Annotated in this window: 22 protein-coding genes; 12 read left to right on the plus strand and 10 right to left on the minus strand. The window is 72.4% G+C overall.

Features of this window, described 5'->3' with window-relative positions; genetic code table 11:
• Window positions 1–309: 309 nt before the first annotated feature.
• Together CP981_RS16370 and CP981_RS37735 are read left to right on the plus strand one after the other, a co-directional pair.
• Entirely contained in the window at window positions 310–954 is a 645-nt protein-coding gene (locus CP981_RS16370) for a hypothetical protein (protein ID WP_085928309.1), read from the plus strand.
• A gap of 99 nt (window positions 955–1053) precedes the next feature.
• Window positions 1054–1227 (plus strand): type 1 glutamine amidotransferase family protein, encoded by a 174-nt coding sequence (locus tag CP981_RS37735; RefSeq protein ID WP_158092704.1) that lies wholly within the window; start codon window positions 1054–1056, stop codon window positions 1225–1227.
• 951 nt (window positions 1228–2178) lie between these two features.
• Here CP981_RS37735 and CP981_RS16375 read toward each other — a convergent pair.
• Both CP981_RS16375 and CP981_RS16385 read right to left on the minus strand, forming a co-directional pair.
• Window positions 2179–2712 carry an AMP-binding protein gene (locus CP981_RS16375; RefSeq protein ID WP_244329674.1) on the minus strand — a complete coding sequence of 178 codons (534 nt, stop codon included), beginning with the start codon at window positions 2710–2712 and terminating at the stop codon, window positions 2179–2181.
• Window positions 2713–3477: 765 nt separating this feature from the next.
• The gene (locus CP981_RS16385; RefSeq protein ID WP_085928623.1) at window positions 3478–4959 is read right to left on the minus strand and encodes a rhodanese-like domain-containing protein; all 1482 of its coding nucleotides are present in this window, start codon (window positions 4957–4959) and stop codon (window positions 3478–3480) included.
• Window positions 4960–5221: 262 nt separating this feature from the next.
• On the opposite strand from CP981_RS16385, the gene CP981_RS16390 reads away from it, so the two are divergent.
• The 3 genes from CP981_RS16390 to CP981_RS16400 all read left to right on the plus strand — a co-directional run bounded on the left by CP981_RS16390 (window position 5222) and on the right by CP981_RS16400 (window position 8359).
• Window positions 5222–6022 (plus strand): GntR family transcriptional regulator, encoded by an 801-nt coding sequence (locus CP981_RS16390; protein ID WP_085928624.1) that lies wholly within the window; start codon window positions 5222–5224, stop codon window positions 6020–6022.
• Window positions 6007–7083 carry a sulfite exporter TauE/SafE family protein gene (locus CP981_RS16395; protein WP_085928625.1) on the plus strand — a complete coding sequence of 359 codons (1077 nt, stop codon included), beginning with the start codon at window positions 6007–6009 and terminating at the stop codon, window positions 7081–7083. The genes CP981_RS16390 and CP981_RS16395 overlap by 16 nt, the downstream gene beginning before the upstream one ends.
• A 61-nt stretch (window positions 7084–7144) precedes the next feature.
• Complete coding sequence (locus CP981_RS16400) at window positions 7145–8359, plus strand: NAD(P)/FAD-dependent oxidoreductase (RefSeq protein WP_085928626.1); 1215 nt, start codon at window positions 7145–7147, stop codon at window positions 8357–8359.
• 72 nt (window positions 8360–8431) lie between these two features.
• On the opposite strand, the gene CP981_RS16405 is transcribed toward CP981_RS16400, so the two are convergent.
• Together CP981_RS16405 and CP981_RS16410 are read right to left on the minus strand one after the other, a co-directional pair.
• A complete protein-coding gene (locus CP981_RS16405; RefSeq protein ID WP_085928627.1) occupies window positions 8432–9559 on the minus strand; it encodes a MerR family transcriptional regulator in 1128 nt (375 codons plus the stop codon).
• 110 nt (window positions 9560–9669) lie between these two features.
• Entirely contained in the window at window positions 9670–11001 is a 1332-nt protein-coding gene (locus CP981_RS16410) for an amidohydrolase (protein WP_150522344.1), read from the minus strand.
• A 209-nt stretch (window positions 11002–11210) separates the two neighbouring features.
• Between CP981_RS16410 and CP981_RS16415 the strand changes: the two genes are divergently transcribed.
• From CP981_RS16415 to CP981_RS16430, 4 genes are all read left to right on the plus strand, one after another.
• Window positions 11211–12242, plus strand: coding sequence for a methyltransferase (locus CP981_RS16415; RefSeq protein WP_085928629.1), 1032 nt, complete (start codon window positions 11211–11213; stop codon window positions 12240–12242).
• 100 nt (window positions 12243–12342) lie between these two features.
• A complete protein-coding gene (locus CP981_RS16420) occupies window positions 12343–13500 on the plus strand; it encodes a low temperature requirement protein A (protein ID WP_085928630.1) in 1158 nt (385 codons plus the stop codon).
• 434 nt (window positions 13501–13934) lie between these two features.
• On the plus strand, window positions 13935–14771 hold the full coding sequence (locus tag CP981_RS16425; protein WP_085928631.1) for a L,D-transpeptidase family protein: 837 nt from the start codon (window positions 13935–13937) through the stop codon (window positions 14769–14771).
• A complete protein-coding gene (locus CP981_RS16430) occupies window positions 14764–15885 on the plus strand; it encodes a P1 family peptidase (protein WP_150522345.1) in 1122 nt (373 codons plus the stop codon). The genes CP981_RS16425 and CP981_RS16430 overlap by 8 nt, the downstream gene beginning before the upstream one ends.
• Before the next feature lie 200 nt (window positions 15886–16085).
• Here CP981_RS16430 and CP981_RS16435 read toward each other — a convergent pair whose 3' ends face one another.
• Window positions 16086–16802 carry a VIT1/CCC1 transporter family protein gene (locus CP981_RS16435; RefSeq protein WP_085925738.1) on the minus strand — a complete coding sequence of 239 codons (717 nt, stop codon included), beginning with the start codon at window positions 16800–16802 and terminating at the stop codon, window positions 16086–16088.
• Window positions 16803–16885: 83 nt separating this feature from the next.
• Between CP981_RS16435 and CP981_RS16440 the strand changes: the two genes are divergently transcribed.
• Window positions 16886–17521, plus strand: a complete 636-nt coding sequence (locus CP981_RS16440; protein WP_244329675.1) for a YIP1 family protein — start codon at window positions 16886–16888, stop codon at window positions 17519–17521.
• Window positions 17522–17667: 146 nt separating this feature from the next.
• Here the strand turns inward: CP981_RS16440 and CP981_RS16445 are convergent, their stop codons facing one another.
• On the minus strand, window positions 17668–18033 hold the full coding sequence (locus CP981_RS16445; protein ID WP_085925740.1) for a hypothetical protein: 366 nt from the start codon (window positions 18031–18033) through the stop codon (window positions 17668–17670).
• Window positions 18034–18361: 328 nt separating this feature from the next.
• On the opposite strand from CP981_RS16445, the gene CP981_RS16450 reads away from it, so the two are divergent.
• Window positions 18362–19723: a CaiB/BaiF CoA transferase family protein gene (locus tag CP981_RS16450; RefSeq protein ID WP_085925741.1), complete on the plus strand. Its 1362-nt coding sequence runs from the start codon at window positions 18362–18364 to the stop codon at window positions 19721–19723.
• A gap of 82 nt (window positions 19724–19805) precedes the next feature.
• Window positions 19806–21149, plus strand: coding sequence for a L,D-transpeptidase (locus CP981_RS16455; RefSeq protein WP_085925742.1), 1344 nt, complete (start codon window positions 19806–19808; stop codon window positions 21147–21149).
• Window positions 21150–21335: 186 nt separating this feature from the next.
• On the opposite strand, the gene CP981_RS16460 is transcribed toward CP981_RS16455, so the two are convergent.
• The 4 genes from CP981_RS16460 to CP981_RS16475 all read right to left on the minus strand — a co-directional run bounded on the left by CP981_RS16460 (window position 21336) and on the right by CP981_RS16475 (window position 26331).
• Complete coding sequence (locus CP981_RS16460; RefSeq protein ID WP_143658915.1) at window positions 21336–22832, minus strand: hypothetical protein; 1497 nt, start codon at window positions 22830–22832, stop codon at window positions 21336–21338.
• A gap of 131 nt (window positions 22833–22963) precedes the next feature.
• Window positions 22964–23260 carry a DUF397 domain-containing protein gene (locus CP981_RS16465; protein WP_085925744.1) on the minus strand — a complete coding sequence of 99 codons (297 nt, stop codon included), beginning with the start codon at window positions 23258–23260 and terminating at the stop codon, window positions 22964–22966.
• Window positions 23236–24087 (minus strand): helix-turn-helix domain-containing protein, encoded by an 852-nt coding sequence (locus CP981_RS16470; RefSeq protein ID WP_085925745.1) that lies wholly within the window; start codon window positions 24085–24087, stop codon window positions 23236–23238. The genes CP981_RS16465 and CP981_RS16470 overlap by 25 nt, the downstream gene beginning before the upstream one ends.
• A 168-nt stretch (window positions 24088–24255) precedes the next feature.
• Window positions 24256–26331 carry a PTS fructose transporter subunit IIABC gene (locus tag CP981_RS16475; RefSeq protein WP_085925746.1) on the minus strand — a complete coding sequence of 692 codons (2076 nt, stop codon included), beginning with the start codon at window positions 26329–26331 and terminating at the stop codon, window positions 24256–24258.
• Between the last annotated feature and the right edge of the window lie 99 nt (window positions 26332–26430).

A 26430-nucleotide genomic window follows, 5' to 3' on the forward strand; every position in this document is an offset into this window, starting at 1 on the left:
CGACGCCTCATGAGCGGATGGTGAGCCGAACATGAGCCAGGTGGCCAATTCTCGTGGTGTGCCGATCGCAGCGGCAATCCGTGTGTGCTGCGTAACCGGCAGCCCTTCCGTTCCGGCCGGTTCGGAACTCAAGCACACCGACGGGTGCCGCCTTCCCAGGACGGCCTCATCCGGAGCCGTGAACGGAATCGCAGAACACAATCCGCACTTCAGGTTGAGGCAAGGGAAGCAGAAATGAACGGACGAGTACGCAACGTTCTCCCGTCGTCCAGCAGGGGCCGACGGGCGAAGGCGGCCACGGTGGGGGCAATGGCCCTCGCGGCGTCGCTGTGCCTGACCATCACGCCGGCGCAGGCGGACGGAGGCGGAGGCGGCACCACCGGCGGAGGGCTCGTAGGGTCGGCGCCGATACCCAGCCTGGCCCCCGGCCCCGACCCGCTGGCCGACCCGCAGCAGCGCGCCGAGTTCCTCTCGACCTGTGGCGAGAAGTGCACCGTCACCGGCGGCGAGTTCGTCAGCGACCCGGTCGAGGGTACGCCGGAGCGGGTAGGGGAGTTCCACGACACCTGCGCCGCCACCGGCTCCTTCGCCTACAAGGAGGAGGAGACCAACGGCAACGGCCTCGTCGTGAGCATGGGGCTGAAGGTTCCCGCCGTCAAGGGCGTCGAAGTCCTGCCGAAGATCGACTACTCCCAGATCCACACCAAGACCACGGGCGTCACCGACACGGTCAATCAAGACCAGACCTACACCATCTACTGGCTGGACAAGGTTCCGATGACCCAGACCCTGAAGGGCACTTGGTCGTACGAAGGGGACTCCGTGAAGGCCATCCCGGCGCGCGAGTTCACGGATGTCGAGGCCGACGTGACGTACACCGCCTACCGGAAGCAGTCCCGCCCGATGACCGAAGAGGAGAAGACCTCCCGCTGCGGCAACGCCAGCCCCTCCTGAGGCTGCCGGACACACAAGCCCACCGTCCGCCTCTCCCCTCCCGAGGCGGACGGCACGGGCTTCCAGCCGAAGGCAGAGCCGGCCGCCCGGGGAGGCAAGGTGATCGACGCACGAGTCGTTGACGACGGGAATCTGGTGACCGCGGGCGGTGTCACCAGCGGAATCGATCCGGCGCTCTGGATGATCACCCGCGAGTGCGGAGCCTCCCTCGCCACCGGCGTCGAGTCCGTCATGGAGTACGAGCAGCGCGGTGTCGTCTGGCGAAGCTCCTGATCACCCTCGGATGGGAGCATCGTCGCTGAACTCGGCTCAGTGCACCGGCAGTCCGCGGGCCACCACCGATGTGCGCAGGGGTTCGCCGACCGGGTTGCGGCGTCGGCTGCACCGCGCGACGCCGTCTCACGCATCGCACGCCCCGGGATCGAGCTGAGCGAACGACCCCTGTCTCAGCGGCCCTTGTCGTGGGTGGGTCGGGGGTGCGGGCGATGCCCGTCATGGGGCCGGGTCGGCGGTCCCTGGGACGCGCCGCTACGCCTGAGGGGCCACCGGCTATCGCTGCCGGGCAGGGGGTGGCGGGGGTGCGCGTACTCATGACGAGCCATGGGTCAGCGACCTTTCCGGTGGGGGTGGGGCGGGGGTGGAGGGTGGCGGAAGGGGCGCCCGGCCGGATGCTTGGGCCGGCGCTTCACACGTGCTCCACGCTAGGCGCGGATGAGGCGAATGGCCCGTTTGGTGACCTGACTGGGTGAGGCCGCGCTTCCCCGGAGCCCCGCCCCCGCGCCGCGCCCCGGAGCGCCTGCCCTGCCCCACGGAGCCCCCGACCACCGCGTGCCCAAGGCCCCGGGCTCCCCCACGCCACGCTCCCCAAGCGCCGCCCCCCGAGGGCACGCCCCCACCCGCCCCGCTTCCCCACCGCCACCGCGCCGCGCCACCGCGCAGCGCCCCCGCGCCACGCTCCCCCGACGCGCCACGCCCCCAGCCCACCAGATCCCCCACGCCGGCCCTCCCCCAAGAGCCGTACTCCCCGAAAGGCCCGCGCACCCCAGACCACGCGCCCCCGACGAGTTCCGCTGAGGGCCCCCGCCCCCGTGAACCGACTCCCCCGAGAAGGTCACGCCCCCGCGAACCCCTGACAGGCGTCGCCCACTCCTGACGGTCCCCCTTGACGTCAGGCCGCGTTGTGCGGAGGAAGCAGGCCGCCGCCCGCTTGCCGCGATGGCGCGGTCAGTGGGCGGCGGACGGGACGCCCAGTGCCTCGTGCCACCACATGTCGCGGCCCGGCTTCCAGGAGACCGGGCGGGAGCAGCGGTTCACCACCAGGACGGTTCGGTCCATGGCACCGTCCGCGGCCGCGCTGCGGGCCAGGGCGTGGTCGAGCAGGGGCTTCACCGGCCGTACGGCGCCGTCCCAGAACGCTGCGTCGGCCGTGATCAGTACCCGGGCCGAGGACTCGCGGGTCCGCGCGACCAACTCGGGCACCGTCAGGGAGACCGGCAGCGTGGCGCGTATCGCGTCCAGCCGCCCGCAGGCGAGCGTGGCGATCACCGACTCGGGCACCAGCGGCAGATGCACCGCGACCCGGTCACCGGCCCGTACGCCGAGCCGCCTGAGGACGGCGGCGGCGCGTTCGGCCTGGTCGAGGAGCATGCCGTGCGTCAGCTCCTCCTGGCGCCCGGGCTCCCCACTCCAGGTGAGGGCGATCCGCGACGCCTCCGGCTCTTGCGCTTCCCGGGCGTCATCTGCATGCTCTGAAGTCACACGGCTCAACATGCGGTTCAGCATGGAGATCACCGATCAACGATCGCTGAACGTCCGTTGTACGGGGTCGACGCCACCCCTTCCCGCACCACGCGGCAGCAGAGCGCTGCGGGCCTGGCCTCTTTCGGTCGCCGCACCGGCCGTCCCGGCTCACCTCTCCGGTTTCCCCGGCCGTGCGCGCAATCCGCCCCCGGTTCCTGCCCCTTTCCGGTGCACTTCATCCCCCTCTCCCCTCCCCTTTCTCGTTTTCCTCCGCAAGCGCGCGGCGGACCCGTGAGAGGCGGCCCTGTGGGCGGCGTACCGGGGCGCCCCGCCACCGACGTGCCGGCCTGTCTGGCCCGCTGGTTGGAGCGTGTGCGCGGCCTGGGGACGGGCGGTCGGCGCGGGACTGCTGGGCGCGCTGTTCGTGGGGGCCGACCGGCGTTCGCCCGCCCCGTTGGGGGACCTCGTCCTGTTCCGCAACCGCCCGTATGTGGCATTGACAGTGGCCGGTGCCGTCGCCAACTCGGCGCCCGTGGCGCTGTGGTACGTGGTCCCGTGGACGCTTCAGCAGGCCGCGGGGTGGTCGGTGCGGGACAGGGGCGCGCCGGTCAGACGAGCGCCAGTCAAGCGAGCGCCCGTCGGGCCGATGCGGGGGAGGAAGTCGTACGGGGCGGATGTCGTACGGGGAGGGGCTCGTACGGGGCGGTGCTGCGGACAACGCCGTAGTGCGGTGAGGCAGTAAGGCGGTAAGGCGCGGGGGGACGGGCGTGCCGGCACAGGCGCTTACTGCGTGCCCGTACCCACCGCGTCGTACCCCCCGATGACATCGCAGACTTCGGCGAACCCGTGCGCCTCCAGCAGTGCTGCCGCGATCACCGACCGGTTGCCGCTGCGGCAGTACAGGACCACCGGGCGGGAGGGGTCCAGTTCGGCGATGCGGTGGGCCAGGTTGGCCAGGGGGAGGTTGCGGGCGCCGGGGAGGGCACCTGCCTCGTACTCGGCCGGGTTACGGACGTCGATCAGCTGGATGTCGGCGGGTCCGGAGTCGGTGGGCGAGGAGCCCGTCGGTAGGGCGTCGCCCGACTCCGCGCCGCCCGTCCGGCCCCCCTCGGCCTCCGCCACCCCCGCCGACCGGGCCTCCCCCAAACCCAGTTCCTCATGGCGGATGCGGCGGCTACTGCTGCTGAGCTCCGGCATGCGGTCCAGTACGGCGGCGGGGTCGGGGAGGTGGCCGAGGACGTGGTCGTAGCCGATGCGGGCGAGGCGGAGGCGGGCTTCCTGTTCGGTGCCGGGGTCGGCGAGCAGCACGATGGGGGTGCCCGGGGGGACCACGCTGCCGGCGTACTCGGCGAAGCGGGTGTCGAGGCTCGTGTGGAGTGAGCCGGTCAGATGTGCGCGGGTGTAGGCGGCCAGTGGGCGGCAGTCGAGGAGGACGGCGCCTTGCCGGTCGCGGGCCGCGAGGGCCTCGTCCAGGGTGAGGGCGGGCGGCGGGCCGGGCTCCAGGAGGGGGTGGCCGTCGCGGTTGAGGGCCGCGTCGTGGGCGAAGTAGCCGGGGGTGGCGGGCTGTCCCGCGGTGACCAGGCGGATGAAGTCGTCCACCGGCATGGGCTGGAGGGCGTAGTTGTACCGGCGCTGGTCGCCGATGGTGGAGCTGGTTTCGCTGGAGAGGCTGCGGCCGCAGGCGGAGCCGGCGCCGTGTGCGGGGAAGACCCGGGTCGCGTCCGGGAGGGTGAGGAGTTTGGTGTGCAGGGAGCGGTGCAGACGGGCGGCCATGTCCTGCGGGGTGTGCCCGGCGGCGGAGAGCAGGTCGGGGCGGCCGACGTCGCCAACGAAGAGGGTGTCGCCCGTGAGCACGCCGAACGGCACGTCGTCATCGGGGTGTTCACGCAGGACCAGGCAGATGGATTCGAGGGTGTGGCCGGGGGTGGCGAGAACGGTGAGGGTGACCCCCTGGCCGTCGTCCGCGCCCAGTGAGATGCGCTCGCCGTCCCGTAACCGCCGTACGGGGAAGCCGGTTTCGGCGGCCTCACCGAAGGCGATGGTGGCGCCGGTGGCCCGCGCGAGTTCGAGGTGGCCGGAGAGGAAGTCGGCGTGAATGTGGGTCTCGATGACGAGTTCGATCCGCAGGCCGGCGGCTTCCGCGTCGTGCAGGTAGTCGTCGATGTCGCGGCGCGGGTCGACGAGGACGGCGCGTCCGGTGGTCTTGTCGCCGATCAGATACGACGCCTGGGAGAGACAGTCGAGGTAGTACTGCGCGAAGTGCACGGTCGGCCTCCAGGGGTGCGCGGGGCCCGTGCGCGGCGGCCGGGGCCCGTTCGGGCGGGGTGCGTTGTGCGGATGCACGGATGTACGTACATTAGGTAGCCGGACGGCGGGCGACAAGCCGCGCAGGCCTGGACGCCCCGTCATCCCGTATGGAGCCGACATCACTTGATCGGGCATCAACTGGCCGATCGCGAGGCTTGCGATCGGCGTCCAGTGCCCCGGCATCACCCTGCACCCCCCGTACGCCCGCGGAGGAATCCACATGACGACCGAGCCGCCGCACGGCGCGCACGGGCCGCGTCCCCTGGACCGGCGCTCGCCGCTGCCCCTGTGGGCGCAGCTCTCCGCCGATCTGCGCCGCCGGATGGAAGCCGGCGCGTTCCGTGCGGAGTTCCCGGCCGAGCACCGGCTCACCGGCGAGTACGAGGTCAGTCGGCACACCGTCCGGGAGGCGCTGCGCAAACTGCGCGCCGAGGGCCTGGTGATCGCCGAACGCGGTCGGGCGAGCCGGCTGGACACCCGTCGCATCCAGCAGCCGCTGGGCTCGCTCTACAGCCTCTTCCGTGAGCTGGAGGGCCAGGGGGTGGAGCAGCGCAGCGAGGTGCTGCGGCTGGAACGGACCGTGGACGGGACGGTCGCCGGGCATCTGGGGCTGGTCCCCGAGGCGCCGCTGGTCGTACTGGAGCGGCTGCGGCTCGCGGACGGTGAGCCGCTCGCGCACGACACCGCGTATCTGCCCGCCGAGGTTGCCGAGCCGCTGCTGGAGGCTGATTTCGGGCACACCTCGCTCTACGGCGAGCTGACGCGGCGCTGCGAGGTGAAGGTCACCGGTGGCCAGGAGCGGATCCAGCCGTTCCTGCCGGACATTCGGCAGGCGTGGCTGCTGGGGCTGGCCGACCGGGAGGCGGCGTTCGCCATCGAGCGGCTCGGGCAGGCCGGGGAGCGGCCGGTGGAGTGGCGGGAGACGGTGGTGCGCGGCGACCGGTTCACGTTCGTCGCGGAGTGGTCCGGCGACAGCCGGGCCGTCGCCCTTGCGCCGCGGGCCTCGTGTCCGTCCTCGTAGCCCTGGCGGCGCTGCCGTGCGGGTTACTGATCGGGCTGCTGCTGGGTGCGCTCGGGGGCGGCGGTTCGGTGCTGGCGGTACCGGCACTGGTCTATCTGCTGGGGCAGTCGCCGCACGAGGCGACCGCGGGGGCGCTGGTCGTCGTCACTGTCGGCGCGGTGACCGGGCTGCTGTGTCACGGCCGGGCCGGGCGGGTCCGGTGGGCGGCCGGTGCGGCCTTCGGTGCCCTGGGGACGGCGGGCAGCTACCTCGGCTCCCGGTGGAGCGCGGCCCTGGACCCCACGGTGTTGATGGCGGCGTTCTCGGGGCTGCTGCTCGTGGTGGCGGCGATGCTGGTGTTACGGGGGCGGGGCGAGCGGCGGACGGCGGCCGAGGCCCGTCCCTTAGGGGAACCGAAGCAGGGCACGCCGTTACGGGACGCGCCGGAGGCGGTGCCCTTACGGGGGTCGGGGGAGCGGGATTCCTCGGCGGAGCCCGGGGAGAGGGATTCCTCGGGGGAGCCCGGGAAAGCGCCGGCCTCACCGGAGCCCGCAGCAGCAGCCTCCTCATCCGCGCCCCACGAGACGCTCTCCACACAAGAGGCCGCGGAGACGCTCCCCTTACAGAAAGCCACGGAGACCGCGCCCTTACAGGACACCGTGGCTTCGACACCCTCCGACACGGTGAACGACTCCGCCCGCCCCGCGCCCCCGCGGCCCGTCCGCTTTGCCGTGACCGCCTCCGCCGTCGGGCTGCTCACCGGGTTCTTCGGGGTCGGCGGCGGTTTCGTCGTCGTGCCGGCCCTCACTCTGGTGCTGGGGCTGGAGATGCCGGTCGCGATCGGCACCTCGCTTCTCGTCATCCTCATCAACTCCCTTACGGCGCTGGCCACCCGGGCCGGCACCGGGGCCCTGGACTGGCCGCTGCTGGCCGGCTTCGCGGCCTGTGCGGCACTCGGGAGCCATCTCGGCAACCGCCTCACCACCCGGCTGCGCCCCCAGGTGCTGGCCACGGCCTTCGCCTGCCTGGTCACCGTCCTCGCCGTCATCATGGCGGCCACCGCACTGCCCCGTCTCTGGTAACCACACGCCCCGTCCCCCGTACACCGACCACCCGATTCCCACCACCTCCAGGAGGAAGCACATGGCCCCCGCACCCGCCGCCCCGTCCCATCACCAGGTCCTCATCGTCGGCGGCGGCACCGCAGGCATCACCGTCGCCGCCCGGTTACGCCGTGCCGGTGTGCGGGACATCGCGCTGCTGGAGCCGTCCGAGACGCACTGGTACCAGCCGTTGTGGACGCTGGTCGGCGGCGGGCAGGCGCCGCTGCGTGCCTCGCTGCGCACCGAGGCGGACGTCATACCGCCGGGGGTGCGCTGGCTGCGGGAGCGGGCCACCGCCGTGGACCCGACCGCACGGACAGTGACCACCGCCTCGGGCCGGGTCCTCTCCTACGGGCGGCTGGTGCTCGCGCCCGGTCTCCAGCTCGACTGGGACGGGGTGCCCGGTCTCGCCGAGGCCCTCGGCCACGGCGGGGTGAGCAGCAATTACCGGCCCGATCTCGCGCCGCTGACCTGGGATTTGATCCGCCGGATGCGGAGCGGCACGGCGGTGTTCACCATGCCGTCCGGGCCGGTGAAGTGCGGCGGCGCCCCGCAGAAGATCGCGTATCTGGCGGCGGATCACTGGCGTAAGCGGGGGGTGCTGGGGGCGATCCGCACGATTCTGGTGCTCCCGGAGCCCGCGATGTTCAAGGTGCCGGTGTTCTCCCGTGCGCTGACGGAGACGGCCCGGCGGTACGGCATCGAGGTGCGGCTGAGTTCGGAGATGACCCGCCTCGACGGTGCGGCGCGCGAGGCGGTGATCACCGATCACACCACCGGCAAGGCCGAGACCGTGCACTACGACCTGCTGCACGCCGTACCGCCGCAGCGCGCCCCCCAGTGGCTGGCGGACGGCCCACTCGCCGACCCCGCCTCCCCGTACGGGTACGTCAAGGCCGACCGGGAAACACTTCAGCACCCGGATTTCCCGAATGTGTTCGTGCTCGGCGATGTCGCCAATCTGCCGACGTCCAAGACGGGCGCCGCGATCCGCAAGCAGGCGCCGGTCGCGGTCGCCAATCTCCTCGCCGGGCTGCGCGGCCGTCCCGCCGCCGCCCGCTACGACGGCTACACCTCCTGTCCGCTGGTCACCGCCCGGCACAAGATGCTGCTCGCCGAGTTCGACTACGACCTTCAGCCCACGCCTTCGATCCCCTTCCTCGACACCACCCGGGAACGCACCGACATGTGGTTCCTCAAGCGCTACGGGCTGCCGCAGCTCTACTTCAAGGGGATGCTCAAGGGCTTGGCGTAACCACACCCCCCACCGGGCAGGGCTCATGCAAGGGGCACACCTCCCCCCTAGGGGACCGCCCCCTACCCCGCCCTAAGCCCCCGTCATCTCCGCCACTACGCACGCCACGTTGTCCGGCGCCCCCGCCTCGCGGGCCAGCCGGATCAGTTCGCGTACGGCCTGGTCGGGGCCGTCGGCCGCGGTCAGCACCTGCTGGATGGTCTCGGCCGGCACCACCCCGGTCAGGCCGTCGGTGCACAGCAGATAGCGCTCCCCCGGCCGGGCCTCCAGGAGTTGCAGATCGGGGGCGAACTCGGTGGCCCCGTCGAGCGACCGCAGCAGTTGGGCGCGCTGCGGATGCGAGGCGGCTTCCTCGGGGGTGAGCCGGCCCTCGTCGATCAGCGACTGGACCAGGCTGTGGTCGTGGGTGATCTGGAGGAGGCCGGAGTCGCGCAGGACATAGGCGCGGGAGTCCCCGACGTGCAGCAGCGCCAGTTGGGTGCCGGAGCGGAGCAGTGCGGTGAGGGTGCAGCCGGTCGTTCCCTCCGCCGCCGGGGCCGCGCGATGGTCGCCGCCGGCTCGGTGGGCACGAGGGGCTCGGTGGGCTCGGTGGGCCGCCTCCTCCAGGGCGCCCAGCAGGTCCGCCGAGGTCAGGTCCTGGTCTTCCAGGCCCTTGAGTGCCTCGATGGCGGCCTTCGCGGCCCGGCCGCCGTCCGGGCCGTAGCCGTCGGCCACGGCCAGCAGCTGTGGACCGGCGTACGCGGCGTCCTGGTGCGCCGGGCGCACCAGCCCCTGGTCGGTCAGGGCGGCGCAGCGCATCGTCAGGGGCGTGTGCGGTGTGGTCATGGCGGTGTTCTTCCTCTCCAACTGGTCGACGAGGAAGGCGGCGAGGTCACGGCGGGCCGCGGTGTCGGCCTCGACCTGCGCCCAGTACGCGGCGACCGCCAGCGCCGCCGCGTCCGGTGCCAGCTCGCACACCTCGCGTATACGGGCCAGCGGCATACCGAGCCGGCGCAGCCAGGCCACCAGCCGGGCCCGTTCCAACTGGGCGGGGGCGTAGTGGCGGTAGCCGCTGTGCGGGTCCACATGGGCCGGGGGCAGCAGGCCGAGCTCGTCGTAAAGGCGCAGCGCCTTCGGCGAGAGCCGGGAGGCCCGTGCGAACGCCCCGATGGTCAGCAGCGCACCGTCGTCGTACGGCGCCGTGCGCCCGTCTCCGTCCACCCGTCCGTCCTCCTCGTACCGGGCGCCTCGCCCGGCACGCCCGATGCTGGGGCTTGCCCCAAGGGCAAGGTCAAACACGGCCATCGCCCCGCCCGGACCGGCCACCCCCTTCACGCCCGCCGCATCACCGCCCCCGTCACCCGGTCACCCCTTCCCCCCACCCCCAACCGACTGAGCGCCGCCGCCGTCAACGCCTCCACGCCCATGCCGAGCGTCGGCTGCACCACAGGAACGAAATGCGGCGAATGGTTCGACGGGATGTCCTGGGCGAGCCGCCCGGCCGCCAGTGCCGTCCGGAACTCCTCCGGGTCCCAGCCGCCCAGCCACCAGTAGTAGAGCGGGGCCCCGGCGGCGGTCGCCAGCAGGCCGGCGTCCTCGCTGCCGGTGGCCTGTTCGTAGGCGAACAGGCGCTGTGCGCCGAAGAGTTCGGTGAACTGCTCGTTGACCTCCCGCAGGGTCGTGGCGTCGTTGACGGTGACGGGGAAGGAGTCCAGGAGCTCGGTGTCGGGTGCGCGGTCGGCCCCGGAGGCGGCGGCCTCGGCGCGCGCGATGCGGTCGATGGCGGCGAGCACGGCGGTGCGGACCGTTTCGTCGAAGGTGCGGACGCTGAGCCGTACGACGGCGCGGTCGGGGATCACATTGGCGGAGTCCCCGGCGTGGAAGGAGCCGACCGTGACCACCGCCTGGTCCTTCGGGGCGACCTCACGGGCCACTACGGACTGCACCCGCTGGACGAAGGACGCCGCCATCAGGATCGGGTCGGTGGTGGTCTCGGGGCGTGAGCCATGGCCGCCGGTGCCGTGGAAGGTGATCTCCAGGCTGTCGGCGGCCGCCATGCAGGGGCCGGGGCAGTAGGCGATCAGCCCGGCGCCGAGAGGGACGACATGCTGGGCCAGCACGACATCGGGGGTGGGGACCAGGCCGTCGCGGTAGAGGCCGGCGTCGAGCATGGCGCGGGCGCCGCTGCCGACCTCCTCGGCGGGCTGGAAGAGCGCGATCAGAGTGCCGGACCAGTGGTCACGGCCCGCCGCGAGCAGGTCGGCGGCGCCCAGCAGGCAGGTGACATGGACGTCGTGCCCACAGGCGTGCATCCGGCCGGGGACCGTGGAGGCGTAGTCCAGGCCGGAGTTCTCGGTGACGGGCAGTGCGTCCATGTCGGCGCGCAGCAGGACCACGGGCCCGGGGCCGTTGCGCAGTACCCCGACGACGCCGGTTTCGGCGATGCCCGTGGTGACGTCATAGCCGGAGGCGGTCAGCCGGCGGGCGGCCTCGGCGGCCGTACGGGTTTCCTGGAAGCCGAGTTCGGGGTGGCGGTGCAGGTCTTTGTAGAGGGCCACGAGGTCCGCGAGACGGTCGTCGAGCGGGGCCAGGACGGCAGCGGGGGCGGAGCTGCCGCGGGGGTCGGCGTTAGCGGTCGTACCTGTCGTGTCGCTGTCGCTCATACACGCATTCGACCATGAAACCGCCCGCCGGCACCGGGCGATGGCCCCGGCATTCCCCGGAGCCGGCCCCTAAGGGCACCGGGCCCGCCCTGGCCGGACTTCGCGGTTGCCGTTCCCTCCGTTCGTGACACCGGAGCCCGGGGCTGCAACCGTGGATCACCGCCTGCGACCGGGATCAGCGGGACCGAGCCGATGACTGGAGGCTGACGTTGGCCACTTCCCCCAACCGACCGACCGGCGAGCCCCGCGACCTCACGGCTCCTCTGATGGACCTGGCGCTGGGCCATCTCTTCTCCGCCGCCCTGCGCACGGCGGCGCACCACCGCCTCGCCGACCATCTCGCCGAGGGGCCGCGCACCGCCGAGCAGCTGGCCGCGAAGACCGGCACCCACGCCCCGCATCTGCGCCGCGTACTGCGCTACCTCGCCACCCGCGGCATCTTCCGGGAGGACGCCGCGGGCGCCTACCAACTGACGCCGGCCGCCCAGCCGCTGCGTACGGATGTCCCCGACTCGCTGCACGCCGCCGTGCTGATGACGACCGACCAGCTGTTCCTGCGCACGTCGGCCGCCATGCCGGAGGCCGTGGAGCACGGCGGCGCGTCCTTCGAGCGGATCTTCGGGGCGCCGCTCTTCGCGCATCTGGTGTCGGATCCGGCCGCTCGCCGGCTCCTCGACGACGGGATGTCGTCGTTGTCCGCCCCGGTGGACGAGGCGGTGGCCGCCGCCTACCCCTTCCCCGCGACCGGCACGGTCGTGGACATCGGCGGCGGCCGCGGCGGGCTGCTGCGCGCCGCGCTGTGCCGCCACCCGCGGCTGACCGGTGTGCTCTTCGACCAGGCGCCGCCGCTGGCCCACCACCTCTTGGAGGGCGACGAGTTGAAGGGCCGCTGGCGCACCCAGGAGGGCGACTTCTTCGCGTCCGTACCGGAGGGCGGTGACCTCTATGTGCTCAAGCACGTGCTGCACAACTGGGCGGACGAACCGTGCCGGCGCATCCTGCGCAGCTGCCACCGGGCGATGGCGGCCGGCAGCCGGCTGCTGGTCATCGAATCCGTGCTGCCGCCGGGCAACGCCCCGCACTTCGGCAAGACCATGGACGTCGCGATGATGGCGTTGCTCGACGGGCGGGAGCGCACCGCGGAGGAGTTCGCGACGCTGCTGTCGGCCGGCGGATTCCGGCTGACGCGGGTGCTGCCGACCTCGGCCTTTCCCTCGATCGTGGAGGCGGTCGCCGAGTAGCCGCCGGCCCCGACACGCCGCGCCCCGCTCCCCTCGTTGGCGGTACCGCCGACCCGCGCTCTACTGAGGGCGGCCGCATCGGCCGACGAGAGGAGCTGACGTGCCGGTCCTCATGCAGGCGCGCCGCCGCGACGAGCGGCACCGCGCCGCCACGCCGCTGGAGCTCTTCTTCGACCTGTGCTTCGTGGTGGCGGTCGCCCAGGCCGGCCGCCAGCTGGCGCACGGGCTCGCCGAGGGGCATCCGGGCCACGGCATCTCCGGCTACCTGATGCTCTTCTTCGCCGTCTGGTGGGCCTGGATGAACTTCAGCTGGTTCGCCTCGGCGTACGACACCGATGACGTGCTCTATCGCGTGGTGACGCTCGTCCAGATGGCGGGGGTGCTGATCCTGGCCGCGGGCGTGCCGCGGGCCTTCGCGCACAGCGACTTCACCGTCATCTGGTTCGGGTACCTGGTGATGCGGCTGGCGATGGTCACCCAGTGGCTGCGGGCCGCCCACGGCAGCCGGGGCGCCGAGCGGCGCACCGCACTGCGCTACGCCCTGGGGGTGACGGTGTGCCAGATCGGCTGGCTGGGTCTGCTGGCGCTGCCCGAGCACGACATCCCCTGGGTGTTCGTGGTCGTGGGCCTCCTGGAGCTGGCGGTCCCCGCGCTGGCCGAACGGGAGCGGCAGACGACCTGGCATCCGCATCACATCGCCGAGCGCTACGGCCTGTTCACCATCATCGTGCTGGGCGAGACGATCGCGGCCGCCACTTTGGCCGTGCAGTCGGCGCTGGACAGGAACGACGCGCTCGACACGCTGCTGCCGATCGCGGGCGGCGGCCTGCTGCTGGTCTTCGCCGCGTACTGGATCTACTTCGCGGTGCCCATCCACCTGCACCTCCGCTCGAACCGTCAGGCGTTCCTGTGGGGCTATGGGCACTACCTGGTGTTCGGCTCGGTGGCCGCGGTCGGCGCGGGCATCGAGGTCGCGGTGGCGGAGTCCTTCGGCCGGGCGCATCTGTCGGCGTTCGCGGCGGCCGCCTGTGTCACGGTGCCGGCGGCGCTGTTCATGCTCACGGTGTGGCTGATCCACTCGCGGCACCAGAAGCGCGGCCCGGCCCAGCAGCTGGTGCTGCCGGTGTCGGCGCTGCTGGTCCTGGCGTGCACCTTCGCCGGGCACGGGGCGGTCCTGGCGGCCGGACTGGTGGCCTCCGCCACCGTGGCGGTCGGCGTCACCCTCGCCTCCCGTCAGGGCACCGCCCTGGTGGAGTGAACGGCCCGGCGTCACCCATCTCGACGATCCCCCCGGCACGGATCTCGCCGAAGGCGCGGCCGTCCGCGTCCGCGGGGCCTCCGGAGCCGCCGGGCCACTCCCCCGCCAGCAGACCTGACGCCCCGTCCGGGCCCCGTTCCTACCCTGATCCCGCATCAGATTCGGCCATCTTCGCCCTCCGCCGACCGAGGGTCCGTCATCAGCACGGGCACGGCCTCCAACCCACCCCATTGCCCGTCAATTACCCACCAATGGACCCCACTTCCCGCCACTTCGGGCTCTTGTTCCCCGCTGTTCACACAGGCCAGCGGAGGCGCATGGACGCGGAAGCGGTAGGGTGCAGATTGCCCTTTTTATGACAGGGGGTGTCCTTGTGGGAGACCCGCAGGAAGCCCCGGGACCGACCGCCGTCCGTACCTGAGGAGACGCCAGCCATGGCCCGCCACGCTCAGTCCCGCGCCCCGCGGACAAGACTGTCCCGGCGCAGCAAGGCCGTGAGCGGTCTCGCCCTCTCGACCCTGGTCGGCACCGCCCTGTGGGCGTGGCCGGCCTCGGGCGACGACCACAACAACGGGACCGACGCCAAGAGCACCATGTCGACGACGGCTTCCGGCCCGGACACGCCACGTACGCCCGTGTCCGCGCCGAAAACCGCCCCGAACGCCGCACCGAACGCCCCGGCCGGACGGCCGATCCCGGGCCTCAGTGACGCGGCCAGGAAGCGCATACCGGCCGACTCCCGCCAGGTACTGGTCGTCACGGGCAAGGACATGGACTCCTTCCAGTCCCGTGTCGTCCTCTACACCCGCGAGGAGGGCTCGGACGACTGGGAGCCGGGCCCCACCTGGTCCGCGCACAACGCCGCCCACGGCTGGACCGCCGACCACCGCTACGGCGATCTGCGCTCGCCCATCGGGGTCTACTCCCTCACCGACGCGGGCGGCCTGCTGGCCCCGCCCGAGGGCACCAAGCTCCCCTACGACCGCAACGGCAGCTTCGTCGCCGACGGCACCGGCGTCGAGGGCGAGCCGCTGGCCGGCGCCTTCGACTACGTCATCGCCATCAACTACAACCGCGAGTCGGGGACCTCTCCCCTGGACCAGCAGCGCCCGTGGGGCGCCGCCAAGGGCGGCGGCGTCTGGCTGCACGTCGACCACGACGGCCCCACCCAGGGCTGCATCAGCCTCAAGCCGAAGGTGATGCGGGAACTGCTGCGCACCCTCGACCCCGACCTGCACCCGGTCATCGTGATGGGACCGGCCGATTACTGAGCAGCCGACGGGCCGGCCGCACCCCACGGGGCCGCAGGACGCACTCACCGACGTCCTCGGCCTCCGGGTCGGCCACGCCCAGCGCATCGGTGACGGCTACCTGACCGGCACCACCGTCGTCCTGGCCCCCGAGGGCGGCGCCGTCGCGGCCGTCGACGTACGCGGTGGCGGCCCCGGCACCCGGGAGACCGACGCGCTGGACCCGCGCAACCTCGTCCAGCGCGTCGAGGCACTGGTGCTGACCGGCGGCAGCGCCTTCGGTCTTGACGCCGCGTCCGGTGTCGCCGCGTGGCTGGAGGACCAGGGCCGGGGCTTCCGCGTCGGCCCGGACCCCGCCCAGGTCGTCCCGGTCGTCCCGGCAGCGGCCCTCTTCGACCTGGGCCGCGGCGGCAACTGGCGGGCCCGCCCCGACGCCGCCCTGGGCCGGGAAGCGGCCGCCGCCGCAGCGGCCACCGAGCCCGGCGCCCCGGTCGCCCGGGGCAACACGGGCGCCGGCACGGGCGCGGTAGCGGGCGGCCTCAAGGGCGGCACCGGCACCGCGAGCGCCGTCCTCCCCTCGGGCGCCACCGTCGCCGCCCTGGCCGCCGTCAACGCCGCGGGCTCCGTCACCGACCCACGCACCGGCGCCCTCTACGGCCATCTGTACGAGGACCCCACCGCCCTGCCGCCCCCCGAGGTGCACGCCGCCGCCCTGCGCCGCCTGGCCGAGGCCCGGGAAACCTCCCTGACCCGTTCGGCGGCATCCGTCGGCCCCCCGCTCAACACCACCCTCGCCGTGGTCGCCACCGACGCCACCCTCACCCGCGCCCAGGCCCACAAACTCGCCGGCACCGCCCACGACGGCCTGGCCCGCGCCCTCCGCCCCGTCCATCTCCTCTCCGACGGCGACACGGTCTTCGCCCTGTCCACCGCCACCCGCCCCCTCACCCCCGAAGACCCCCGCACCGACCCCGCCTTCGGCATCCACACCGAAGCCGGCGCCCTGAACGAGATCCTCGCCACCGGCGCGGACGTCCTGACCCGCGCCGTGGTCAACGCCGCCCTGGCAGCAGAAACGGTGCGCGGCCCCGGCGGCATCTTCCCGTCCTACCGCGACCTGTACGGAACGGCCTGACGGGCACCGACGGCCGACCGGCCACAAGAACCCCCACCCGCACGCCGTAACGACAACCGCACGGCGGGACAGCCGCCCACCCCGCCCAGGCGTGACAACAACCGGGCCGGGCCGGGCCGCGACAACAACGGACACGATGGACGAGCCCCATCCGTCAGCACCCCCACACACACGGCCCACCCCACGCCTCCCGGAAAACCTCAAACCCCGACCGCCCCCAACACCGACCCCGCCGCATACGTCACCCCCATCGCCACCACCCCGCCCCCCACATTCCGCAACACCGCCCGCCCCACCGGCGCAAACCCCATCCGCGCACTGCTCCACCCGCACAACCCCAGCGCCGCAACCACGGCAACCACCGTGATCCACAACCGGTACGCGGCCGGCGGCAGCACAATCGCCAGCAACGGCAGCAACGCCCCCACCGTGAAGGCGAGAAAGCTCGCCCCCGCCGCATGCCACGGATTGGTGAGTGCGTCGGGATCGATGCCCAACTCCACCTCGGCATGGGCCCGCAGCGCATCGTGCTCGGTGAGCTGCTCGGCCACCTCCCGGGCGAGCTGCGCATCCAGCCCCTTGCCCTCCAACATCTGCGTCAGCTCGATGAGTTCCGCCTGCGGCTCGGTCGCCAGCTCCCGCTTCTCCTGCGCCAGCGCGGCCTTCTCCGAATCGCGCTGAGTGGAGACCGAGACATACTCACCGGCCGCCATCGACAGGGAACCGGCCAGCAGCCCCGCCAGCCCCGCCGTCAGCAACGCACCCCGTTCGTCGGTGGCTCCGGCGACCCCGACGACGAGCCCGGCGGTGGAGACGATGCCGTCGTTGGCCCCGAGGACCGCCGCCCGCAGCCAGTTGAGCCGGCTGCCGAGTCCGCCGCCGTGCGCCTCGTCGTGGTCCGGTGTCTGCAAGGTCATCGGCCGAGCGTCTCACCCGTACCGGCCGAGCCCCGCTCGACGCCCCCGCGCCGCCCCGGAATGGCCGGTGGTAGAAACGGCTTATGTCCGCACCGCCCCCCTCACCGCCCCCCTCACCGCCTCCCCCGCCGCCACCGCCCACGCTCGTCCAGCCGGCCCCCCGCAAGCCGGCGCCTCGTCGCCGACTGTGGTGGCACCGGCTGATATTCGGGCTCTGGTACCGCCCGGTGGAGGTGCTGGACGAGGCGCGGGACCGCAGCGCCTGGGGTGCGGCGGTGCTGCTGTCGCTGATCAGCGGCGCCATCGGGGTGCTGTCGGTGGACGCGTTCCACACCCAGTGGGCCGTCGACCACACCGCGGGCCTCCAGCTCATCGGGCTGGCCGAGGCGGGGGTGCTGGCCGCCAGCTTCGTGCTGGGCGCGGTCGCCCATGCGATCGCCCGCACGCTGGGCGGCATAGGCCGCTTCGCGCCGACCGCGAGCCTGTTCATCGTGCTCTTCTGGGTGACGGATCTGCCGCGGCTGGCGATCGCCGCCTGGCTGCCGACCGACGCCACCTTCGTCCAGGCCGCGACCTGGACGACCTGGGGCTTCGGCTATGTCCTCGCGATATTGCTCATACGGGGCCAGCACCATCTGTCGACGTGGAAGTCGGCGGCCGCGGTCTCCGTACAGATGCTGGCCGCCCTGGCCCTGCTGCGGCTGGGCCCGGTCCGCTGAACCCGGGGCCGGCCCACGCGGCCGGCCCCTCCACCCGGTCGCCCACGGCGGGCGCAAGAGCTACGACCGGCTCGAAGACGACCGGCTCAACTACCGCCGTCGCGACCACGACCGGGCGCCACTACAGCCGACGCCCTGCAACCGGCTCAACTACGGCTGCTGAGCTGCCGTACGAGCCCCTCGAAGGCCGCCCGCTCGGCGGCGCTCAGCTCCACGCACTCCGACGGCGGCCCGCCCGGCCCGGTCTGCCGCGGCACCGATCCGAGCAGCTCCGGCTGTGCGGGCAGCCCCGTCCCGGGCAGCCCCTCCGGCCCGGGTGCGGCGAACGAGCCACCCGGTGCGAAGCGTCCCCGCGACGCGTACCGCGCCCGCATCTCCCGCTGGTCCCGCCGCAGGGCGGCCTCGTACCGGCCCCGTCGCAGCAGTCTGGTGATCCCGATGGCCCAGACGACGCCCACGGCGACAAGGACGCCGAGGCCGATCTGCTGGAGAATCGGAGCGGAGGGAAGCATGTGGTCCTCCCGGAGGGGTGAGGCGCTGGGGCCAAGACTTGTCGGTGGACGCCGCGGACTGATCCGGGCCGATCGGAAAGAAACAGCCCGGAGGCCAGTAGACACCACGCTTCGGGACTTCCGACAGGAGATCTTGCGCCGTACGTCCCGAAGTGGCACATCTCCTATGACATATCGCCACATTCCCGGCACAACCCATGAAGGCGCCACCCCATGAGGCCGCCCCGGCAGGATTGCCCCTGCCCCGTTGGACACCCCGGAAGCTTCCGCCCGGCGAAGATCGTCCCGGACGATGACGTCACCCGTCCGCGACGTGAGGAGTACGCACGTGCCGCAGCCGCACCGGCCGCAGCCCCGGCCGCCCGCCGACGCCGCCCCCGGGCCCACCGACGCCACCCCGCCCGGTGCGCCGCCCGCCCGCGCCCTGGACGGCATCCTCGTCGCGGACTTCAGCCGGGTGCTGGCCGGACCGCTGGCCGCCGCGACGCTCGCCGACCTCGGCGCCGAGGTGATCAAGGTCGAACGGCCGGGCACCGGTGATGACACCCGCTCCTGGGGCCCGCCGTTCGTCGCGGACCCCCCGTGCGGCGCGAACTCCCCCTCCGGCGCGGAGCCGCCCCCGCACCAGGGCGGCGCACCGCGGCGCGGAACGGCCGCGTACTTCGACGCCGCGAACCGCTCCAAGCGCGGCCTGGCACTGGATCTCGGTGACCCGGACGACGCGGCCGCGGCCCGCGAGTTGGCGCGCCGGGCCGACGTACTGATCGAGAACTTCCGCCCCGGCTCGCTCGCCCTCCCCCAAGGACTCGACAAGCTCCGTCCAGGGGGGACCCCCATCGGCCTGGACCACACCGCCACCCGCGCCGCCAACCCGGCCCTGGTGCACTGCACGATCACCGGCTTCGGCTCCGGCGCGGGCGCTCAGCTGCCCGGCTACGACTTCGTCGTGCAGGCCGTCGGCGGGCTGATGAGCATCACCGGCGAGCCCGGCGGCACCCCGCTGAAGGCGGGCGTCGCGCTGGTGGACGTGCTGACCGCGAAGGACGCCACCACGGGCATCCTGGCGGCGCTGCGCCACCGCGACCGCACCGGTCAGGGCCAGCTGGTCGAGGTCAATCTGCTCTCGTCGCTGCTGGGCTCGCTGGTCAATCAGGCGTCCGGCCATCTGGCCACCGGCCGCGATCCGGGCCCGATGGGCAATCGCCACCCGAGCATCGCCCCGTACGAGACGCTGGCCTGCCGTGACGGGCAGCTGCTGGCGGTGGCGGTGGGCAACGACCGTCAGTTCCGGGAGCTGGCGTGGGCGCTGGGCGCCCCGGAACTCGCCGAGGACCTCCGGTTCGCCCGCAACGAGGACCGGGTGCAAAACCGCACAGATCTCATCAAAGCGCTGGAGGGTCGGCTGGCCTCCGACACCCCGCACGGCTGGACCGAGCGGCTGACCGCCGTGTCCGTGCCGTGCGGCCCGGTCAACACCGTCTCCGAGGCCCTGGAGTTGGCGGCGCGCCTCGGTCTCGATCCGGTGACACCGGTCGGCGAGGGGCGCGTCCCCCAAGTCACCAGCCCACTCCGCCTTTCGGGCACGCCGGTCGCCCAACCCTTCGCTCCACCCCGCCTGGACGAACACGGCACGGCACTGCGAACCTGGCTGTCGGGGCCGTCCGACGACCCCTTGCCGCCACGCATGTGACCTTCATCACAAGAGAGCCGTACCCGCAACCAAATCCGTCCGCTCGTGCTGTTTAGCAGCACGGAATCACAACACCCCTGTTATGGAGCAGCTCGTGACAACGCCGGACAACCCCGCGCCCGCTCGGTCCCGCACCCCGCACCAGCTGCTCCCGTCTGTCGAGCAGCCGGCGCCGGGCACGCCGCGCCGCAATCGGCGGATGCGCCGCACCCTCGCCGTGACGGCCCTGTTCGCCGCCGGCGCGCTGACCCTGTCCGCCTGTGGCGGGGACGCCTCGGCCGGTGGCAACGACGACGGCAAGAACGGCCAGGCCGGCGCGGACGCCGCGGCCGCCAAGAACGCCTCCGACGTCAAGATCAAGGTCTCGTCGGACGACGGCGCCACCAACGCCAGCATCAACGACACCGGGGTGAAGGTCACCGACGGCAAGTTGACCGAGGTGAAGCTCACCGACGCGAACGGCAAGGACGTCGCCGGCGCCATATCGTCCGACGGCACGTCCTGGAAGCCGGGCGTCCAGCTGGAGCGCGGGACGAAGTACCGGATCGTGGCGAAGGCCAAGGACGCCAAGGGCCGGGCCGCCACCGAGAACGCCTCCTTCACGACGGTCTCCTCCGCCAACAGCTTCATCGGCAGCTACACCCCCGACGACGGCAAGACCGTCGGCGTGGGCATGCCGGTGTCGTTCAACTTCGACAAGGTGATCAGCAACAAGAAGGACGTCCAGTCCCACATCACGGTGACCTCCAGCAGCGGCCAGAAGGTCGTCGGCCACTGGTTCGGCGCCCAGCGCCTGGACTTCCGGCCCGAGGACTACTGGAAGGCCGGCTCCAAGATCACCATGAAGATCGACCTGGACGGGGTCAAGGGCGGCCAGGGCATCACCGGTGTCCAGTCCAAGACGGTGTCCTTCACCATCGGGCGCTCGCAGGTCTCCACCGTCGACATGAACACCCAGACCATGACGGTCAAGCGCGACGGCAAGACCCTCAAGAACGTCCCGATCTCCGGCGGCAGCCCCGAGAACCCCACCTACAACGGCCAGATGGTGATCTCGGAGAAGTTCGAGCAGACCCGTATGGACGGCTCCACGGTCGGCTTCAAGAACAAGGACGGCAAGGGCGAGTACGACATCCCTGACGTCCCGCACGCCATGCGGCTCTCGGCCTCCGGCACCTTCCTCCACGGCAACTACTGGGGCTCCCCGTCCATCTTCGGCCAGGCCGGTACCAGCCACGGCTGCGTCGGCCTGCGGGACAACAAGGGCGGCGGCGGCGACACCCCGGGCAAGTGGTTCTTCAACGAGTCGCTGATCGGCGATGTCGTCATCGTGAAGAACTCGAAGGACGAGACCGTCAAGCCGGACAACGGCCTCAACGGCTGGAACATGTCCTGGTCCGAGTGGCAGCAGGGCAGCGCGGTCTGACGCACGACGACGCACCCGCGGAGCACAGCTGAAGGCGGTGGCCGGTCCCTGGTAGGGGCGGCCACCGCCTTGTGTGTGTACGGGGGCCATCCGCCCCCAGTCGAAGGGACGGCGCGTCCGTCCCTCCAGTGGGCGGGACGGCGTGTCCGTCCGGCCTCGGTCAGCCGCCGCCCGGGGGCGGCCCCGTCAGGCGCGGCCCTCGTCGGCCAGGGACACCTGCACCAGGAGGGCGGCGAGCGGCGCCAGCAGACCTACCGCACCGGCCCACAGCCGCCACGCGCCGTTGTCCGGCACGGCCAGCAGGGCCCCCATGATCGCCACCGAGCAGACCAGTCCGGCCAGCAGCGGCTTCGGCACGGTGGCGGACCAGGCGGCGCCGAGGTCCAACAGCCGGACTTGTCGCCCTGCCCCACCCTCGGTGACCGGCCCGCTTTCCGGGGCCGGCGCAGCCGCTGCCATGTCCTGCGCCACGTCCTGAGCCACACGCGCAGGCACCGCACCCGGCAACTGCCAACCGTCGTCACCGATCAGCTCGGCGAGCACGTCCTTGCTCCGACGCCGCTGCGGGTGCCACACCAGCAGCCCTGATGTTCCTGCAAGGACGGTCCCCGCGACGGTGCTGGACAACTCGCCGTGGAAGGGAACGGTCCGGTCCGTGCCGTCGACGGCGAGCAGCAGACACTTCAGCTGCCGGGTGTGGTCCCGGCGTTCGCGCGCGGTCATCTGATCCGTGCCCTCGGCCGGCGGGGCGTCGGTGTGCTTTCCGCCGCCCGTGACGCGGACCCGCAGGGCGACCCAGCCCTCACCGGTGCTGCGCGCACCCCGGCGCGTGACACCCTCCCGCCACCAGCCTGCGCAGAGTGCCAACGTCACCAGGATCCAGATACCGGCGGCCACCCAGGACGTCGAGGCTTCCACTGCCCGCCCGGACAACTTCCGTTCGACTTCGGCCCGTTGGTCATCACCCACGGCACCCAGCTCGGGGTGCCCTGGCACGTGGCCGACGTAGAGCGTCCCGCCGACCTCGTGGCGCCGTTCGGTGGCCGCCGTGAAGGTGGCCGGAACCCCGCGGCCGCCCTGCTGCCCGTTCGCCGGCGGAAGGAGAACGGTGTAGCCGGCCGTGGCGTGCGCCCGCCGACCGCGCCCCTCGGTCACCTCGTGCTCGATGGCGGCGATACGGAAGGTGCCGGTGACGGCGCCGGCTTCGCGCAGTGCCACCGCCCGGCTCCCGGAGTCCGGTTCCGCCACCGCGAGCACGATCCACAGGCACACCAGCGTCGGCAGCCCGATGAGCAGGCCGACGGCACGGAGCGACGGCCATGGTGTGCCGTGCAGCCGCGCCGGGAGGGCGGCGGAGCGGTCGCCTCCCGATGCCGATGAGGCGGCCCGCACCGCCCGTGCGTAGGTACGTCGCCGGGGCCCACCGGCCCGGACCACACTGCTTCCGACGGCCCCCAGGCACAACACCAGCACCCCGAAGGCAAGCCAGACCGCGGCCGTCCGCACCGGCCCGGCCCCGAGAAACAGCCCTGCCGCGGTGAGCGTCACCAGCCCGAGCGGCGCGGCCACGGTCACCCACCGACCACTGCGCACACCGGCCGCCCCGGCCGGAGCCGGCTGCCCTTGGCCGCCGGGCCCGCCGGGCTTGGAAAGGGTCGCCTCAGACGGCTGCCCGCTCGTCATCCGAACGCTCCGAACTTGTCCAAGGGCCGAGGTCAGTTCACCGGCCGCCGCCACTGTGCCACGGCCCCCGTCGCGGGCGAGCGACGGGGGCCGGGGGCTTCGGACCGGTCTTCAGGTACCGGGGCCGGACGTCAGGCGCCGGGGAGTGCCCCGTGCTTCACGGCGGAGACGAAGGACGCCCAGGCGGGCACCTCGAAGAGCAGGGCGGGACCCTGGGGGTCCTTGCTGTCGCGGACGGGGACGAGGGCGGGGAAGTCGTCGGAGACCTCGATGCAGTTGCCCCCGTCCGGGTTGCTGTGGCTGGACTTGCGCCAGGTGGCATTGGCCAGGAGGTCGTCGGAGACCTCGATGCAGTTCCCCCCGTCCTGGTTGCTGTAGCTGGACTTGCGCCAGGTGACGGTGCTCAGCTCGGGGTGGCGGACGGACATGGGACTTCCTCCAGTAGACGCCGTAGGAACTCCGCGGACTCGCGCGGGGACAGAGCATGGTCGCGCAACCGATCGTAACTGAACTGCAATCGCTCAACTCGGGCGTTTTCCTCGACCAGTTGACCGTCGTATCCCGTTTCCACCCAGCCCGTGGTCCGACCCTCGGGCATGCGCAGAAGGGCCGTGTCCGTGTTGGGCAACTCGCACAGCCCCGCGGTGAACGGAAGGATCTGAAGCGTCACGTTGGGCTGTGCGGCGACATCGGCGAGGTGCTTCAGCTGCTCCTGCCATTCGGCGCGGTCCAACAGCCCCCGGCGCAGCACGGCCTCGTCGAGGATCGCCCGGAATTCCGGCGCCTCCGGACTCGACAGCACCCTGCGGCGGTACATCCGTGCTTCCACTTGCTGATCGAGTTCGGCGCCGGGGACCAGTCCGCCACGCAACAGCAGTCGGTAGGCGTACGTTTCCGTCTGGAGCAGACCAGGCACCACGGCGGGAGAGTACTGCTGGATGCCCGCCGCCTTGGCCTCCAGCGCCATGAAGCGCCGGTACCGCTCCTTGAATTGCGTGGGGTCACCCGCCGCCAACTCCCACAGCGTCAGCAGCAGTCGATCCGTCCCGTAATACTGGTCCAGTGCCTGGGCGACCTCCGGGCCGCCGAGCGTCTGGCCGCTCTCCATCTTGCCGAACAGCGACCAGTCCCAGCCCAGGGCCTCGCCGAGCTGCCGGAGGCTGTCGCCTTTCTCGGCGCGTAGTAATCGCAGCTCCTCTACGAAGCGCTGGCGCGGCTCCTGGCTCCGACCGGTGACCGCTCGCCTGGGCGGCATGGCGACCTCCTCCGTGGAAGGTGTGGAACTAACGGTGCGTGGCGCAGAAGTACCGCCTACAAGCGGCATTCGCGCCCAATTCCGGGCCCATTTACGTAAGGGCCGGAATACGCACGGTAGTGGTCCGCCGAGGACTCGGGCAGGGAAACGGCACAGAAGCGGCAGGGATCAGGCGGCCGCCGGTACCTCGTTCGTGGTGTCGGCGGGGGTGGGCGCCGGGTGGGTGGGGGACGGCTTGCGCAGGCCCTTGAGAAGGATGACCAGGGCTGTGCTGACGCCCGTGCCCGCGGCGATGGCGAGCAGGTAGAGGAAGGGCTGGCCGATCAGGGGGACGACGAAGATGCCGCCGTGCGGGGCGCGGAGGGTGCAGCCGAAGGCCATCGACAGGGCGCCGGTGACCGCACCGCCGGCCATCGCGGACGGGATGACGCGCAGCGGGTCGGCGGCGGCGAAGGGGATCGCGCCCTCGGTGATGAAGGAGGCGCCGAGCACCCAGGCCGCCTTGCCGTTCTCCCGTTCGGCCTTGGTGAAGAGCCGGCCCCGGACGGTCGTGGCCAGCGCCATCGCCAGCGGCGGGACCATCCCGGCCGCCATCACCGCGGCCATGACCTTGAGGCTGCCCTCGTTGGGGTTGGCGAGGCCGCCGACCGCGAAGGCGTACGCCACCTTGTTGAGCGGGCCGCCGAGGTCGAAGCACATCATCAGGCCGAGGAGCGCGCCCAGGATGATCGCGTTGGCGCCGGTGAGACCGGACAGCCAGTCCGTCAGCCCCTTTTGCAGTGCGGCGATCGGCTTGCCGACCACGAGGAACATCAGGAAGCCGACGATCGCCGACGAGATCAGCGGGATGACCACGACCGGCATGATGCCGCGCAGCACCGGTGGGATGCGGACCCGCTGGATCGCCATCACCACGGCGCCCGCGAGCAGGCCGGCGATCAGGCCGCCGAGGAAGCCCGCGTTGATGGTGAGCGCGATGGCGCCGCCGACGAAGCCCGGAACCAGGCCAGGCCGGTCCGCCATGCCGTACGCGATGAAGCCGGCCAGGACCGGGACCAGGAAGCCGAACGCGACGCTGCCTATCTGGAAGAGCAGTGCCGCCCAGCTGGCGGACTCGGTCCAGAGGAAGTGCTCGGCGACGGACGGCGCCTTGTTGACCGTGTAGCCGCCGATGGCGAAGGCGAGCGCGATGAGCAGGCCGCCCGCGGCGACGAACGGCACCATGTAACTGACGCCGGTCATCAGCCACTTGCGCAGCCGGGTGGCGAAGTTGTCGCCCGTGTCGGCGCCCTTGTCCATGGGGGCGGTGGCGGGTGCCTGGGCGCTGGTCTCGCCGAGTGCGGCCTTCTGCCGTACTTCGGCGATGAGTTCGGCGGGGCGGTTGATGCCTGCCTTCACCCCGACGTCGACGGTCGGCTTCCCGGCGAAGCGTTCCTTCTCCCGGACCTCGACGTCATGGGCGAAGATCACGCCGTCCGCGTCCGCGACGATCTGCGGGTCGAGCCGCTGGAACCCGGCCGAGCCCTGCGTCTCGACGAACACCTCGACACCGGCGGCCTGCCCGGCCTTCTCCAGCGACTCGGCGGCCATGTAGGTGTGCGCGATGCCGGTGGGGCAGGAGGTGATGGCGATGATGCGGAAGGGGGTGGGAGTGGAGTTGGGGGTGGGAGTGGAGGGGGCGGGTTCTGCCGCCGACTGTGCGTCCTGGTCGGGCTCGGCCGCTCCCCGCACCTGGGCAGCGGATTCCGCCGCCCGGTCCGAGGGCTTCTCCCCTGGCCCCGCCTGCGCCTCGTCCGCCCCCGGCCCGTCCCCCCTGATCAGTGCCGCCGTACGCTCCGGGGCCGTGGCGGACCGCAGTGCGCCGGTGAAGGTCTCGTCCATCAGATGCCGGGCGAGGGTCGAGAGGATCGACAGATGGTCGGCGTCGCCGCCCGCCGGGGCCGCGATGAGGAAGATCAGGTCGGCGGGGCCGTCCGGTGCGCCGAAGTCGATACCGGCGGCGCTGCGTCCGAAGGCCAGCGTCGGTTCCGTGACGTGTTCGCTGCGGCAGTGCGGAATGCCGATCCCGCCGTCCAGGCCGGTCGGCATCTGGGCCTCGCGTGCGGCGACATCCGCGAGGAAGCCCTCCAGATCGGTGACGCGACCGGAGGCGGCCATCCGCTCGGCCAGGGACCGTGCGGCGGCTTCCTTCGTTTCTGCGGACAGGTCGAGGTCGACCAGTTCCGCGGTGATCAGCTCACTCATCGCGGGCTCCCTTGCGCGCGGTACCGCCGCGGGGGCGGTGGGGACGGGACGGGGGGTGGCTGAGGCGCCGCCCGGTGCGGGCCGGGGAGCGGCGGGGTG

The organism is Streptomyces platensis, assembly GCF_008704855.1.
Classification (GTDB): Bacteria; Actinomycetota; Actinomycetes; order Streptomycetales; family Streptomycetaceae; genus Streptomyces; species Streptomyces platensis.

Coding starts and splice junctions, on each gene's coding strand:
- CP981_RS16435 (WP_085925738.1), bottom strand. CDS start 16,802: ATGACCTTGCAGACACCGGACCACGACGAGGCGCACGGCGGCGGACTC.
- CP981_RS16390 (WP_085928624.1), top strand. CDS start 5,222: ATGACGACCGAGCCGCCGCACGGCGCGCACGGGCCGCGTCCCCTGGAC.
- CP981_RS16400 (WP_085928626.1), top strand. CDS start 7,145: ATGGCCCCCGCACCCGCCGCCCCGTCCCATCACCAGGTCCTCATCGTC.
- CP981_RS16440 (WP_244329675.1), top strand. CDS start 16,886: ATGTCCGCACCGCCCCCCTCACCGCCCCCCTCACCGCCTCCCCCGCCG.
- CP981_RS16425 (WP_085928631.1), top strand. CDS start 13,935: ATGGCCCGCCACGCTCAGTCCCGCGCCCCGCGGACAAGACTGTCCCGG.
- CP981_RS16475 (WP_085925746.1), bottom strand. CDS start 26,331: ATGAGTGAGCTGATCACCGCGGAACTGGTCGACCTCGACCTGTCCGCA.
- CP981_RS16470 (WP_085925745.1), bottom strand. CDS start 24,087: ATGCCGCCCAGGCGAGCGGTCACCGGTCGGAGCCAGGAGCCGCGCCAG.
- CP981_RS16445 (WP_085925740.1), bottom strand. CDS start 18,033: ATGCTTCCCTCCGCTCCGATTCTCCAGCAGATCGGCCTCGGCGTCCTT.
- CP981_RS16465 (WP_085925744.1), bottom strand. CDS start 23,260: ATGTCCGTCCGCCACCCCGAGCTGAGCACCGTCACCTGGCGCAAGTCC.
- CP981_RS16455 (WP_085925742.1), top strand. CDS start 19,806: ATGGAGCAGCTCGTGACAACGCCGGACAACCCCGCGCCCGCTCGGTCC.
- CP981_RS16460 (WP_143658915.1), bottom strand. CDS start 22,832: ATGACGAGCGGGCAGCCGTCTGAGGCGACCCTTTCCAAGCCCGGCGGG.
- CP981_RS16370 (WP_085928309.1), top strand. CDS start 310: ATGGCCCTCGCGGCGTCGCTGTGCCTGACCATCACGCCGGCGCAGGCG.
- CP981_RS16410 (WP_150522344.1), bottom strand. CDS start 11,001: ATGAGCGACAGCGACACGACAGGTACGACCGCTAACGCCGACCCCCGC.